This is a genomic window from Bacteroides fragilis (genome assembly GCF_019583405.1).
In the GTDB taxonomy this organism is placed as follows: domain Bacteria; phylum Bacteroidota; class Bacteroidia; order Bacteroidales; family Bacteroidaceae; genus Bacteroides; species Bacteroides fragilis_B.
In genome coordinates, this window is record NZ_SZUU01000014.1 from 1 (window position 1) to 13596 (window position 13596).

At 37.5% G+C, this 13596-nt stretch carries 15 protein-coding genes; 3 read left to right on the forward strand and 12 right to left on the reverse strand.

What is annotated here, in order from left to right:
* The 8 genes from FDF36_RS20045 to FDF36_RS20080 all read right to left on the reverse strand — a co-directional run.
* The coding region (locus FDF36_RS20045) for a WD40/YVTN/BNR-like repeat-containing protein (protein ID WP_220392542.1) at window positions 1–1203 on the reverse strand (1203 nt) is incomplete at its 3' end.
* A gap of 12 nt (window positions 1204–1215) precedes the next feature.
* Window positions 1216–2121 carry a fimbrillin family protein gene (locus FDF36_RS20050; RefSeq protein WP_220392543.1) on the reverse strand — a complete coding sequence of 302 codons (906 nt, stop codon included), beginning with the start codon at window positions 2119–2121 and terminating at the stop codon, window positions 1216–1218.
* A 19-nt stretch (window positions 2122–2140) separates the two neighbouring features.
* The gene (locus FDF36_RS20055) at window positions 2141–3052 is read right to left on the reverse strand and encodes a fimbrillin family protein (protein WP_220392544.1); all 912 of its coding nucleotides are present in this window, start codon (window positions 3050–3052) and stop codon (window positions 2141–2143) included.
* A 20-nt stretch (window positions 3053–3072) separates the two neighbouring features.
* Window positions 3073–5412: an InlB B-repeat-containing protein gene (locus FDF36_RS20060; RefSeq protein ID WP_220392545.1), complete on the reverse strand. Its 2340-nt coding sequence runs from the start codon at window positions 5410–5412 to the stop codon at window positions 3073–3075.
* Between the two features lie 46 nt (window positions 5413–5458).
* Entirely contained in the window at window positions 5459–6391 is a 933-nt protein-coding gene (locus tag FDF36_RS20065) for a fimbrillin family protein (RefSeq protein ID WP_220392546.1), read from the reverse strand.
* A gap of 11 nt (window positions 6392–6402) precedes the next feature.
* The gene (locus FDF36_RS20070; RefSeq protein WP_220392547.1) at window positions 6403–7290 is read right to left on the reverse strand and encodes a DUF5119 domain-containing protein; all 888 of its coding nucleotides are present in this window, start codon (window positions 7288–7290) and stop codon (window positions 6403–6405) included.
* A 1-nt stretch (window position 7291) separates the two neighbouring features.
* A complete protein-coding gene (locus FDF36_RS20075; RefSeq protein WP_220392548.1) occupies window positions 7292–9370 on the reverse strand; it encodes a hypothetical protein in 2079 nt (692 codons plus the stop codon).
* 10 nt (window positions 9371–9380) lie between these two features.
* Window positions 9381–9929: a DUF3575 domain-containing protein gene (locus tag FDF36_RS20080; protein WP_220392549.1), complete on the reverse strand. Its 549-nt coding sequence runs from the start codon at window positions 9927–9929 to the stop codon at window positions 9381–9383.
* An 86-nt stretch (window positions 9930–10015) separates the two neighbouring features.
* Here FDF36_RS20080 and FDF36_RS20085 point away from each other — a divergent pair, with 86 nt between their 5' ends.
* Window positions 10016–10591, forward strand: a complete 576-nt coding sequence (locus FDF36_RS20085; protein ID WP_220392550.1) for a recombinase family protein — start codon at window positions 10016–10018, stop codon at window positions 10589–10591.
* 164 nt (window positions 10592–10755) lie between these two features.
* Here FDF36_RS20085 and FDF36_RS20090 read toward each other — a convergent pair whose 3' ends face one another.
* Both FDF36_RS20090 and FDF36_RS21375 read right to left on the reverse strand, forming a co-directional pair.
* Window positions 10756–10947, reverse strand: coding sequence for a hypothetical protein (locus tag FDF36_RS20090; RefSeq protein WP_220392551.1), 192 nt, complete (start codon window positions 10945–10947; stop codon window positions 10756–10758).
* Window positions 10948–11039: 92 nt separating this feature from the next.
* Entirely contained in the window at window positions 11040–11567 is a 528-nt protein-coding gene (locus tag FDF36_RS21375) for a hypothetical protein (RefSeq protein WP_259281484.1), read from the reverse strand.
* Between the two features lie 121 nt (window positions 11568–11688).
* On the opposite strand from FDF36_RS21375, the gene FDF36_RS20100 reads away from it, so the two are divergent.
* Both FDF36_RS20100 and FDF36_RS20105 read left to right on the forward strand, forming a co-directional pair.
* Entirely contained in the window at window positions 11689–12465 is a 777-nt protein-coding gene (locus FDF36_RS20100) for a ParA family protein (RefSeq protein ID WP_220392553.1), read from the forward strand.
* A gap of 5 nt (window positions 12466–12470) precedes the next feature.
* Window positions 12471–12884, forward strand: coding sequence for a hypothetical protein (locus FDF36_RS20105; RefSeq protein ID WP_220392554.1), 414 nt, complete (start codon window positions 12471–12473; stop codon window positions 12882–12884).
* Window positions 12885–12921: 37 nt separating this feature from the next.
* Here the strand turns inward: FDF36_RS20105 and FDF36_RS20110 are convergent, their stop codons facing one another.
* Entirely contained in the window at window positions 12922–13200 is a 279-nt protein-coding gene (locus FDF36_RS20110) for a Txe/YoeB family addiction module toxin (RefSeq protein WP_220392555.1), read from the reverse strand.
* A complete protein-coding gene (locus FDF36_RS20115; RefSeq protein WP_220392556.1) occupies window positions 13197–13499 on the reverse strand; it encodes a hypothetical protein in 303 nt (100 codons plus the stop codon). The genes FDF36_RS20110 and FDF36_RS20115 overlap by 4 nt, the downstream gene beginning before the upstream one ends.
* Between the last annotated feature and the right edge of the window lie 97 nt (window positions 13500–13596).

The window sequence follows — 13596 nt, forward strand, 5'->3', positions numbered from 1 at the left end:
CCCACCAGGAAGTAAACCAAGTTCTTTCCAGGTCACGCCATCAGTAGATATAAGACACCCGGAAGTACTTTTATTGCCTGATTCCCTTTTAGCTCCAACAGCGATAAATACACCATTGTATGCAATTTGGTTAATTACCCAATTTGAAGGAGTTGACGCAGATATCCAACTTATACCATCTGTAGATGTATACACAGAACCCTCCTGATCTGCCATAACGAATTTGCCATCTCCGTAGGCAACATCGGTAATTCCAACATCTTTGACTCTTTGAGGTGCTGTCCAGTTGATACCATCTGTTGATGTAGAAGTATATCCGCTTGCATCTGCTATTACATATTTACCATTTCCGTATGTGATACTACGCCACCAATAGCTGTTTCCTACTGACTTTATCTCTGTCCAATTGATACCATCTACAGATGTAGTGGTAAAACCGAATCTCCCTGCTATCACAAATTTGCCATTTCCGTAAACAATATCTTCAAACTTATCAATATCAGAACTATACTCTCCAAATGTTAATGGCGTTGACCAGTTAACGCCATCAATGGATGTCATTACAGCTGGCTTCTCATAAGAGCCCTTATTACAGCTACCTATTACTACAAATTTGCCATTTACATATGTTGCTTTTTTCCAATTCCAGGAATAATCTGCTCCCCATGGGGCAGGACGTGCCGGAGTGGTCCAGTTTTCTCCATCTGAGGATGTTGTCACCTGGTCGTTACTAATAGCCACATATTTACCATTGCCGTATGCAAGACTGTTCCAGTCAAGTATGTATACCTGTTTGGCTTCTCCGCTTGGAGTCAGGATCCAGCCACCGGTTCCTACAGCGATAAAGCGGTTACTCTGCTTCTTAAATTTGGCGACAAAACGCATTGGATTTTTTACACGGAAAGTATATGAACTACTCCCTGATTGCGTTCCTCCACTAACACATTTAAAACTTTCAAGTTCGTATCCTTGATTAGCATATGCCGCTACAGTACAGTCTTCACCAGAATGATAAGATCCGGCTCCCGTTGTGTACCCTGCTTCAGTAGATGCACGAGTCTGGAGCTGCCCATCTACATATATTTCTGTACTTATCAGGATTTCTCCTTCTAAAAATTCTTCTCTTTCAGCATCTTGGGAGCAAGAAGTTATTCCAAACATTGTTGCTAAAAGCAATAAGTTATAATAGATTTTTCTTTTCATAGTTCTCTCTATTTATTCGATATCTACATCCACATCAAACTTATCATTGGTAAGATTACCATCATATTGAGCTCCCACCCCCCACGGATTAATCTCTACACTACCAATCTCAAATAATTTTTTGGTATCTTCCTTAATGCCTAAAGTGTATATGTTTTCATTTCCCGGAGCCCAGGTAGTAGGTGAAATTTCATAAGAATAAACCTCCCCGTCAATAGTAAATCGAGCTGTGATATTATCGCTTTCGGTAATAGTTACCGGCATCATTATTGCACTTATCTTCTGTACATTATCACTTAGTACAACATTACACTCCGCACTCATAGAGGCTTTAGTGTTTCCAACGATGACTTCCCCGGTTTTTACATCAAGAGTTCCTTCCGTTTTAGTATTCTTCAGCTCAATTTTAGTAACCTTACCAATTCCAGAGTAACTTCCTTTCTTAAGAACGAAGCTATTAAGTGCCAAGGCATGCTTCATAGGAATTGTAGCAGTAGGATTATTAACATCTGCGGTCGTTTTAGTAGCAAACAGATAATCTGTTTGTGAAGCAACCTCTACCGGGATTGTCGTAGAATTAAGTCCGGCTTTATATGGATAGTATGCATAGATATCCGCTTTAGCAGAAGTTAATTCAATATTCTGGTTTACTGTCCACACACTTGCATTTAGAGATGCCATAGCATTAAAACCACAATCGCAATCGTTATAATTGCCACCATCTGCTGCCATCACAAACAACCCAATTTGATTACCATTAACAAAGTTGTTCATAACCGCACGTGTCGGATTTTCCAATGTTGGAAAGATCCGTAACTTAGCGGTATTTCCCGTATTTTCTTCTTGTGTACAAGATGAAAGATTCATTCCCAACAGCGCCATACAAAAGCTGGCACATAGCATGATTTTTTGTTTCATAATTGTTATTTTATAAGTTTTACATAGTGCTTCCACTTCCAGAAAGTGTATTATCCCATGGAGTAATTGATATATCAGTACTATTCAGGTGTAATCCATAACCGTTCAGAGTCAAGGGATAGACATATGAATTTCCTCTTTCCCACAAAGTAGGAGCCGGTATCTCTATCTTATAGTTTTCGGTATTAATATCTGTTTGAATAGAAAATGATACAACTATATCTCCGGTCTTGGTTGTTATGCCCGATAATGGGAAGACCAATAGCTCATGAAGTTCTCTAAAATCGTTTTGCAACAGATCCGTACAAGTAAGGGAAATAGTACCATTACCTCCAGAAGTTGTTATCTCTCCTGTCTGACAGTTAAATGTTCCTTGCGTATAAACAGGATATGAAACTGTCCCTGTTATCGTGATTCCTGTAAGGGTTGCATTTTGAGCATAATCCTGTTTTCTTATTTTAAAAACGACTTTGGCCAAAGCATGCTTCATTTCAATATTGACAGAAGCATTTTCAGAGTTTACCTGTCTGTCTCCTGTCCCATACAGATAGTCTGTCTGAGAAGTTGATTCTATGGGTATTGCTTTTCCATCTCCTGCACTTGCCGTATATGGACTATAGGCAAATATCGAAGCAAGTCTTCCTGTCAGATAAACAGGATCTGAAACCCAAACAGTTCCATTATACACACTTTTTGCATTGGCCGGTACTCCGAAGTAAGGTAATTCCAATGATCCATAAGTAGTATAGACCCCAATTTCATCTCCAACCACAAATGTATTTTTTACAGCTCTCGTAGTACTACCTTCGACAGAAGCATCTATCCGGAGTTCTGCCTTATCATAGTTCTCTGCTGTCTCTTCCTGAGAACAGGAAGAGAGCAGAGATGAGATGAAAAGTAAAGTAAAGAAATAATTTATAAATTTATCCATTATAATTTTTCATTGAAAGATTATTCGATATCGACATCCACGTCAAATTTTCCATCTTGCTCCAGAGAGATAGATGCTGAACCACCGCCAGACTGAGATATCAATAAAGTAGCAGACCTCAAAGAGGACGTAGAGTTCTCAGCAGCTTTCACATTACTTCCTTCCACAGAGAAAGCCCCTGCCCCACCGCCAGTAAGTTGTGCAGTCCAACTTACGTTTTCAGTGGTAGATGATGCTCCATCAACATATTTAGTCCTGGTAGAAGTGACAGTAAACGATTTCGTTCCCCCTTTTGAAGAGAAGTTCAAGCTCGTCGGAGAAACCGAAATAGAATATACCCATTCCTCTTTTCTGAAAGTCGCAGTATAGGTAGCATTAGTCGTTACAGTAATGGTACGGGATGAATTGGTATTACCATCATTCCAAGTCACAAAGGAATAACTGATATTACCAGATGCCGCTTTAGGTATAGCTTGTATCGTCACATTGGTACCATAATCATATGTTCCGGATCCAAATGTCGTACCATAACTCGTATTATTTGAGTTTACTGTCAGAGTATAACGATCTGCTGTATATTCAGCAGTATAGGTAGCATTTCCAGTCACGGTCACGGTGCGGGTAGCACTTGTATTACCATCACTCCACCGAGAGAATGTATGCCCGGCAATTGTATTGGCCTGGATCGTAACGTTGGTTCCATATTCATACGTTCCAGACCCACTACCATTGATGACGGTCAATGTATACTTGTTTGTCGTAAACTCAGCAGTATAGGTAGCATCTCCAGTCACGGTCACGGTACGGGTAGCACTTGTATTACCATCACTCCAACGAGAAAAAGTCTTGCCCGCAATCGTATTGGCTTTTATTGTAACGTTGGTTCCATATTCATACGTTCCAGACCCACTACCATTGACTACAGTAAGATTATACTTGTTTGTCGTAAACTCAGCAGTATAGGTAGCATTTCCAGTAACAGTAATAGTACGGGTAGCATTCGTATTTCCATCACTCCACCGAGAGAATGTATGCCCGGCAATTGTATTGGCCTTTATTGTAACGTTAGTGCCATAATCATACGTTCCGGATCCACTACCGTTCACAACGGTAAGAGTGTAACGGTTTATAGTGTATCTGGCCTCAAAACTCCGTGAAGAGGTTACATTGAAAGAATAAGTACTATTAGTTGAGACAGGTGATCCCCCCTCAAACCATCCGTTAAATGTATATCCGGTATTTGTCGTTTGATTGAGAGTACATTTATCATCATAATAATAATCTCCTCCTCCGGTCACACTACCACCAGCATCCATATTTTTGGTTACTGATATATGATATACAATTCTTTCATAACGAGGTTCCAGTACACGATCTTTTGTAACCTTAAACGAATAGTTTTCCAATGTTGAAACTTGTGTTCCTCCTTCATACCAACCTACAAACGAGTATCCAGCTTGTGGCTTAGCTATCACAGTCAAATCGTAACCATAAGGATAAGTACCTGCTCCTGAAGCCACTCCTCCAGTAGTCTGATTGATTGTAATGGTTTTCATCAACGGTACGTTCAATGTCGTGATCTTCCCCTCCTGAAGCATGCCGGCTGTTGCTTTGATATTCACATCATCTGTACCTGTTCGATGAACGGTAAACAAAACCTTCTCTATAGGAAGAGTCTGTACCGGTACGCATATATCAAAAGTATACAAACCAGAAATAGATCCTCTATTATACATTTTCAGGCTAGTCGGGCTTCCACTGGCCACAGCACTATTATTTGAGAAATCCAATGAAGACGCAGCCATTAATCCGGAAGCTGTTGCACCGGTAATATTTCCCAGATCTTCTACTATCAAGCGTAATGTCGATAACTTATGCTTGAAGTTTAATTCTACTGCCTGGTTAAAAATACCAGTTGTATTTACCGCAGTCATAAAGTCAGAGGCATTGTATCCACTGGCAGAAGTTTGATCTGGAGAAACCTGAAAGGCAATATCGCTATAAGAACTGTTAGATTGCGAATAGGGATAATAAACATAAAAGTCCATTTTTCTGGATCCAGAAAAGAAAATCTTATCTGCTTCCGTTTCCGGAAGAAACTCAATTCCATTCCATACCCATTTACGATTATTCGCATAATCTCCCTGAAGCTTTGCCGGTGTTGAGTTATCATCCCGCACAAAAGCAAAGACCCCTATAGCATCTCCTCTTTCAAAAGTATTATTCTGAGTACTTCGTGTGCTTATAGAATCTTCAACAGCGATTTTGAATCTTACTTCAGTGAGCTGTTCAGACTGCTTATCATCTTCATCAGAACATGCCACATTTACCATTGCCAACACGGACAACAGTAAATACATGAACCTGATAAAATTCTTTTTGAGCATATTGAATAATTTGATTATGTTAAGCTATAGGAGTCAGCTTTATTTCTCCCAGAATAGTTTCATTCCATTCCTTGATAGTTACTCCATCCGCACCGGGTCCAGTTCCATCACCACCTCCGATTGTTACGTCCTTGCCTTCCAAAGTGATAGAATAAACATTCTTCGTTCCAGGTGCCCAAATAGTTCCACTACTTAAAGCATACGTATAATCAACGTCATCTATCTTAAAAGTCAACATTATAGCTTTATCCGCAGTTGGATCTTTCACCGGAAGGGTCATAGCTGAGAAAACAGATTCAGTTTCAGTCAAATGGTGATTAGCTGCCAATACCAATGTTCCAAGTTCTGTCCCTGTAATATCTCCTGTCTGACAGTTCATTGTTCCTTTGGTATAAATTGTATTTGACCCAGAGTTATTAGATACCTTCAGTTCTTGTAATACACCATTACCAGAATAATTTTTAGTCTTGATCTTAAACGCTATTTGAGTTAAAGCGTGCTTTAATTCAATATTGCAAGTAGAATTAGCAATATTAGCCGGACGATCCCCTACCCCATATAGATAATCCGTTTGAGAGGTTGATTCTACCGGTATCGCTTTTCCGTTCCCAGCACTCGTTGTATATGGATAATAAGCATAAATTGTTGCTTCTTTATTATCCAAGTATACATTAGTACTCTGTGCCCAAGTAACTCCTCCCCAAATAGATTGTACATTCGCATACTCTGCTTTATTATTGTACATTGCATCTAATGTACCAGAAGTCACATAGACCCCAATTTCATCTCCAATAGCAAAATCAGATTTTAAAGCACGAGTTGCCACATTACTTTTTGCCCAGGATGTAGTAATTTCCAAGTTTTCCCCTACATTTTCAGATTGTTCGCAACCCACCATAATAGCAGCAGTCAGACATGCTGCTACCGGTAACATCAAAATTTTCTTGTTCATAAATTTATTGATTAAAAATTAGTATATTGTAATTCTCCCCAATCGACTTCATGCCAATCTTGTATGGATGCTTCAGTGTTGTATTCTCCAGTTAAGACCTCCAACTCTATCACCGCTTTAGCCGCTGTGAAGTTTTTGAGTTTTTCAGACAGGTCAACAGAAGTCCGAACTTCATGGCCATCTTCAAATAGAAGTGATAGGTCTAATTGGTTACTCACCGTATTATTGATACCCAACACTCTAATACTTTTATCATACCTGTTTTTTTCTTCCTCATTTTTTAAAGCGGTAAACTGCTGAATCGCAAAGTCCTCTCCTATGCCAGCACTCAACATATATTTTTGTGTCGCTACCCCTTCCAGTTCCGCATCAATCTGCTTCACATCAACCTTAATCATATTCTTTACATTGATATGAAACTCTAGTATTTGCAAGAAGAACATAGGTTTGAGAACGAGATTTGTTGTATCTTCATGTGCAATAGTCATACTCTCCGAAGCAGCAACATATACCGGTAGTAGTTCCTGGTTGATATATTTTTTTGCACCATCAGCTATTGTACTAATAGTCAGCATTGCTTCTTTTGAACTGGTGGGATTCTGCATGATATAGGTCGCAGGATTATACACGAATACATCATAATCTCCAACCAATAATTCTTTTTGGAATGACAATGAATTGAAAGGTTCTGGAGCAACAGGCATTTTTGATAGTCCTTCCCCGGTCAAAGGATAAAGAATCAGATTCATTTCATTTACACTTGGTATTGCCGATTCACCGTTGATCTCACTCCAATCCAATGAGATCTTGCATGTACCGTAATAGATACATTCCTCCGAGAAGTTACAGCTGGCCAGCATAAACAAAGCTGCCCCCGCCAGTAGTTTTATTTTCCTCATTTTAATATAGGCTTTGATTAAGATTATATTCTTTGATTAGTCGATTAATTTCCGGATCAAGCGAACCTCGATATTCTTTGCTTTCGTCTTGTTCACAGGATCTTTGGTAATACTCAACAGCTTTTTTATCATTCTTCAACCGTGAATACAATATAGCCATCAGGTAATTTCTGTTGGCGGTATCTTTCTGTCTTTCCAACACAGCCAAAGCCCGTTTATCGTATCCCAAAGACATAAGGCATACAGCCGTGTTATAATCATTATAATCAGAAAGAATAGCGAGAGCTTCTTTATACTTTCTTTTCTCCAATAAGTTTCTACCTTTTTCATATATGGTATCAATTACCTGAGTATGTATGGTATCTTTTATCATACCTCTTCGATGGAGATTAAAAGTAAAGTTGACAGCTCGCAATTTTGGATAAAATTCTTCTCGCAGAATACTATAATCCTGAGGATATTTAGCTCGGATCATGCCTTCTTTTGCATCAATTCTTTGACTTCCATTTATAATTGAAAGTATCCCTTCCTTATTTGCTAAAGAACTGCTAACTGAAACCAATTCTTTTAAGCGTTTCCAGTCTTCTCCTATCCATTTAGCAGACAATAAAGTATCCACTCCTTCCTTATCATCTAATGTTTTAGCCAAATATCTCTTCAGTTCTTTAGCTCTGAGCATAGCAAGGTGCTTATTCATTTCAGCCGGACCTTCTGGTGAAGAACTCGCTACCATATTGATACTGTCAATAAGGAACTCACCTGTATCTGTCAGACTCTTGATAGTATGTCTGATTTTCTCTAATTCAGCAGCATTATTTCCAAGGGTTTCATCAATGGTTGTTTTGCCACTTTTATAATTAATGAATGATGTGAGATTAGCCTCTGCCCTTCTTTCCACCACCTCAAATACATATCTAGGATCTCTATCAAGAAATTGTATCATTGATGACACATAGTATGTGATTGTATCTGATTCCGGGACATGATACTTACTTTCATCCTTGGCTAACACCATTCCATCGATGGTTAGTTTCATCTTACTTGTATTTTCGTCAGCAAATACATCCTGTATATAATAATACTGAAAAGTATTACCCACTTTGATAACGGTATCTAACCTTGCTTTCTCATAAGGGAACCTAACATATTCCTGGAATTTTTTTTGCAGCATACTTTTTTTCCAGTTATTCTCCTCTATCTTTTTATAACGATAATATTTCTTCAGGATCGCTAATGAATCTTCTGAGGTTATACGTCTCCTGACTATATTTTTCTTTCCTTTGAAACGTTTATACTCTTCGGCAATCTGTATAGAATCCACATTACGGTATAGCCAGAACTGCGGTAAAATAGAGGCAATCCCCTCTCCTTTTAACCGCATCTGATTTTTCTTTAATTTACCATTGAAAAACTCACTTCTAACATTTCTTTTTTCTATTCGTAATTGTGAATTACGATCTTTCTTCCACGCTTGGTAAATTGAATCTTCCAGGTCTGCAATAGCTCTCTTATATCCTTTCTTATCAATCATTTCCTGAAGAAATAGTGAATCGGGAATAATAGAATTTACAAACTCCTGATATCTATTATACCCTTCTTTTTGCACCTTTAGAAAATCGGCTCCAGAAAGCAACAATCTTTCAAACTCAGTTTTTTCACCACTTGCTTTAAACAATACTGGCGTTAACCTAAGTTGCCACTTATTTGATATTAAACGTTCCGGGACAGTGACGATAAAGTCCAAAGAAACCTTACCCGCTCGCTCTGGTATATTACGAGACTTAGCAACCACCGTAATTGCTTCCATATCCATGGTCATAATAGTTTCCCCTGACTCTTTATCTATTTCTCCTTCTACTAAATATCCTTTACGGTTATTGATCGTATCATTTATTTCCTGATAATGATATAAACTTTCCTGCTTCTTTTTTTTGCCCTCTTGTTTTGCTTGTGCTGCTCTAACAGTAATTTTAGTATCCTGGGATTTTTCTTTTTTGAGGGCATCTGTGATACTACCACACCCAATCACTACAGCAATAAGCCCAAACAATGCTACTACTTTAATATATCTTTTTCTCATAACTCATTATTTAAAAGAGATACACTATATTGACTGCGATCTTTGTAGGTATGACTCTCCATTCATCAAATGAACCAAGCTTCAACCCACACTTCTTACATTTATATTTATCGTAGTCTGCCCATACAAGTCCTAAACCAGCTTCCAATTCAAAGTTCCAGCGTGTGTTTATCACCCAAGCATTTCCGAAAGACACTCCCCCACCAAATGCGGAACCATCATATCGCTTCTTATCAAATAAATTTCCTATGTGAAACCTTGAAGCAACTCCATTAATGCCAACAAACATACCAGCATAACTATCTACTAACCAATATCGTACTCCAGGTTGAACTGTCAGGTTTCTGAATTGTCTGTTCGTTCTTTCGTTCCCTAAAACAAAAGGGTTATACTGAACAGGCAAATGAACAGACCATTTGCGATTTAAAGCCATTGATAACTCTACATTTAGATTCGTAGTAGCTAGACCTATTAAATTTGTTCGAACGGAGTAGAATTGTGCCTTAACTCCCATTGTTAGAGCGAGAAACACAATTAAAAACAAAAATTTCTTGTTCATTTAAACGACCGTTTTATTATACCTTATAAAATGGTCATTTTTCCGGTGTGCGATAAAACATTTATCTTTGCATAAAATTGTATAGAATGAAGAAAATTGGATATGCTCGTGTTAGCAAAAACGAACAAAATTTAGACTTACAAATTAATGCACTAAAAGAAAATGGATGTACAGAAATTTACACAGAAAAAGAATCTGGTAGAAAAACAAGGCCAATACTAAATGGACTATTGAAAAAGCTCAAAGCTAATGACACACTAGTTGTCTGGAAAATCGATAGATTAGGAAGAAATATGTTAGGGATCATTAATACATTCGAAGCCTTAAAAGAAAAGAAAATAACAGTAATCTCACTTAATGAAGGTATAGACTCCAGTAAGGTTACAGGGAAAGTATATATGTGGCAGTGTGCGATATATGCTGAAATTGAAGTTGATAATAACAGAGCACGAACTATCGCAGGATTGCAAGCAGCCAAAGCACGAGGAGTAAAACTTGGACGGAGAAAAGGACTCTCTCAAAAAGCCATGGAAAAAGCAGAACTGGCTTATTCTTTATATAATAAAGGAGAGAAAATAAGTATTATCTGTGAAAAGGCAGGAATATGTAAAGCAACTATGTATAAATACCTTCGTACTAAAGGAACTCATTTTAGAAAATAGTTTTTTTAACACTAAACATTTTTTTATTTTAGTTTAAAACTGTTATTTTGCACCCTCAATAAAGACAGAATATAAGAAAGATATGGTATATGATTCCATATAGATTCATATATCATATCTTATAATATTAATTACGTATAATAAAACGGTCGTTTAAATAAACCTTATAGGTCTATTTTTATACCTAATCTTTCAGATTCTTTTTTGAGATGTTCCTCCAGTGCTTCACTAACAAATTTTCGTTGATTAATTTTTTCTCCTTTCCCTTTTGCTGCCCCGATAAAAGTCAATAACTTAGCCCTAGTAGTCACAGCAATATCAAAAGTTGTTTTAGTATACTCTACATTTTTATCCATAATATTCTTTATTAAATTAATTACTTTTTATAACGAAAGCGAGATCTGCTACAAAAATAGCAAATATTTGAAATAATATTTATTATTTTATTCTAATATTCTTTTATTAATAACTTAGAAGTAATATAATTGCTTTTCGCAGTTTCACCCGAACACAGTTTCGCAGTTTCACCCGAACACAGTTTCGCAGTTTCACCCGAACACAGTTTCGCAGTTTCACCCGAACACAGTTTCACAGTTTCACCCGAACACAGTTTCACAGTTTCACCCGAACACAGTTTCACAGCTTCACCCGAACACAGTTTCACAGCTTCACCCGAACACAGTTTCACAGTTTCACCCGAACACAGTTTCACAGTTTCACCCGAACGCAGTTTCACAGTTTCACCCGAACGCAGTTTCACAGTTTCACCCGAACACAGTTTCACAGTTTCACCCGAACACAGTTTCACAGCTTCACCCGAACGCAGTTTCACAGTTTCGCCCGAACACAGTTTCACAGTTTCACCCGAACGCAGTTTCACAGTTTCACCCGAACACAGTTTCACAGTTTCACCCGAACACAGTTTCACAGTTTCACCCGAACACAGTTTCACAGTTTCACCCGAACACAGTTTCACAGTTTCACCCGAAATTGTGAAATAACTTTAAGAACCAAAAATATTATAAGTAATAAAACCTCTAAATAATATTTTAATTGTATCTTCGTCACAGAAAATAATAAAACTAATATAATCCAAAATGGCAAAGGAAATTTTTACTATCGTAAACAACAAAGGGGGAGTAGGCAAGACTACAACCGCTTTGAATTTAGGAGCTGCCTTCTACGAGTTAGGATATAATGTACTGCTCATTGATACGGATCCGCAAATGAACCTAAGCAAAAACCTCGGTTATTCTAAAGCAGATAAACAGCCTACAATTTATGAAGCATTATGCGGGAGATCCGGACTAATTATTCGCAAAAGAGGTTCTGAAACAAAATCTAAAAAAAGGTTTGATTACATTCCTGCAAGCCCTGATTTAGTAAATGTCGAAATAGAACTTTTTAAAAGAATAAGCAAAGAGTATATTTTGAAAAGACTTTTAGAACCTATAAAAGATCAATATGATTATATCATATTTGATTGTCCTCCTTCGCTTGGCATTACAACCATTAACTCGATGACCGCTTCTACAGGACTCATTATACCAGTACAATGTGAGCCATATGCCATTGAAGGGATTTCAGAAATCACCTCTACGTATCTTGAAGTACGAAATAATGTAAATAGTGATTTGAAAATAAAAGGATATCTACTAACAATGGTACATAACAGATTAGTTATGACTGCACAATTTGAAACAGGATTAAGGGAAACATTCAAAGAACTGATTTTCAAATCCAAGATCAATCATAATGTATCACTGTCAGAAGCACAGGGAAAAAGACAAACTATATACGAATATAAACCATCTTCTACCGGTGCAAAAGACTACATGGAGTTCGCAAAAGAAATTATCAACCAAAAAAGATAAGTATTATGGGAAACAAGACTAAATTCGATGTATCCAGCCTCATAAGCAGCGTTACAGATGACATAGTGGATAAGCAAGAAGAGATAAAACAGGCCCAAACAAACCGAAATACTCCGAGCAACAGTGACAAATCGGTTCCTACCCAAACTGCTTCTCCTGAAGTCATATCCAATATCAAGGAAGAGGAAACAGAGAATTTCCAGCCCACAGAAGAGCCAAAAATCCAAAAGGAGAGGGGAGAAAACACCAAAACAAGAAAAGCCCAAAAAATCGACGGAGAAGAAGCTATATCTAATACCTTCTACGTTGATATTGATACAGCTACAAAGCTAACCAAACTCAAACGCATCCAGAAAAGACCAGTTAAACTCATAGTTTACGATGCTGTAATAGAATATTTAAAAAAATTCGATCTCTAAAATAATATGGGGAGGTAGTGTTGGATACCTCCCCATATTATTTATCCCCATAATGGCTCTTCACAGAAATGACTTCTACCGTTACAATCTCTTCATGTATTGCATAAATTATCCGAAAGTGTTTATTAATTCTCCGGCTCCAATAACCTGAAAGATTTCCTTTGAGAGCTTCTACCTGGCCGGTTCCCATAGTAGGATGTTCCTCCAACTCCCGAAATAGAGAGAGAATCTTTTGAAGATCTTTCTTCTGCCCTGATTTCCTCCATTGGAGCAATTGTTTTTCGGCTTCTTCGGTCAAGACAAGTTTATAAATCATACATTCAATAGTTTTCTCATCTCGTCTATTGTATATGCTTTAACCCTTCCCTGTTTTGCATCCTCGATGCCACGCATAACAGATGCCATATTATCAGGATCATCAAACCACTTGTCTCCACTTGGGCTCGGATTGGTAGAAACTTCAATTTTCAAAGTATCGGCTTTTGAAACTAAAAGGTTTTCAATAAAAGCCTTTAAACTTTTGCCCTGTGATGCTGCCATAATTGATAGTTTTTGCAATGTATCAACTGGCAGATCAATGTTTTTTCTTTTCTTCTGTAGTTCTATTGTTGCCATAATCTTTAGTATTTTCCACAAAGATATATAATATATATACAATATACACTATATACATAAAATAAATTAGGATAATTTCACTAATTGACATACTCCC

What these genes read in the sequence shown, in the direction of transcription:
- FDF36_RS20100 (WP_220392553.1), top strand. Translation starts at nt 11,689, where the DNA reads ATGGCAAAGGAAATTTTTACTATCGTAAACAACAAAGGGGGAGTAGGC.
- FDF36_RS20075 (WP_220392548.1), bottom strand. Translation starts at nt 9,370, where the DNA reads ATGAGAAAAAGATATATTAAAGTAGTAGCATTGTTTGGGCTTATTGCT.
- FDF36_RS20115 (WP_220392556.1), bottom strand. Translation starts at nt 13,499, where the DNA reads ATGGCAACAATAGAACTACAGAAGAAAAGAAAAAACATTGATCTGCCA.
- FDF36_RS20070 (WP_220392547.1), bottom strand. Translation starts at nt 7,290, where the DNA reads ATGAGGAAAATAAAACTACTGGCGGGGGCAGCTTTGTTTATGCTGGCC.
- FDF36_RS20090 (WP_220392551.1), bottom strand. Translation starts at nt 10,947, where the DNA reads ATGGATAAAAATGTAGAGTATACTAAAACAACTTTTGATATTGCTGTG.
- FDF36_RS20065 (WP_220392546.1), bottom strand. Translation starts at nt 6,391, where the DNA reads ATGAACAAGAAAATTTTGATGTTACCGGTAGCAGCATGTCTGACTGCT.
- FDF36_RS20080 (WP_220392549.1), bottom strand. Translation starts at nt 9,929, where the DNA reads ATGAACAAGAAATTTTTGTTTTTAATTGTGTTTCTCGCTCTAACAATG.
- FDF36_RS20085 (WP_220392550.1), top strand. Translation starts at nt 10,016, where the DNA reads ATGAAGAAAATTGGATATGCTCGTGTTAGCAAAAACGAACAAAATTTA.
- FDF36_RS20110 (WP_220392555.1), bottom strand. Translation starts at nt 13,200, where the DNA reads ATGATTTATAAACTTGTCTTGACCGAAGAAGCCGAAAAACAATTGCTC.
- FDF36_RS20105 (WP_220392554.1), top strand. Translation starts at nt 12,471, where the DNA reads ATGGGAAACAAGACTAAATTCGATGTATCCAGCCTCATAAGCAGCGTT.
- FDF36_RS20060 (WP_220392545.1), bottom strand. Translation starts at nt 5,412, where the DNA reads ATGTATTTACTGTTGTCCGTGTTGGCAATGGTAAATGTGGCATGTTCT.
- FDF36_RS20055 (WP_220392544.1), bottom strand. Translation starts at nt 3,052, where the DNA reads ATGGATAAATTTATAAATTATTTCTTTACTTTACTTTTCATCTCATCT.
- FDF36_RS20050 (WP_220392543.1), bottom strand. Translation starts at nt 2,121, where the DNA reads ATGAAACAAAAAATCATGCTATGTGCCAGCTTTTGTATGGCGCTGTTG.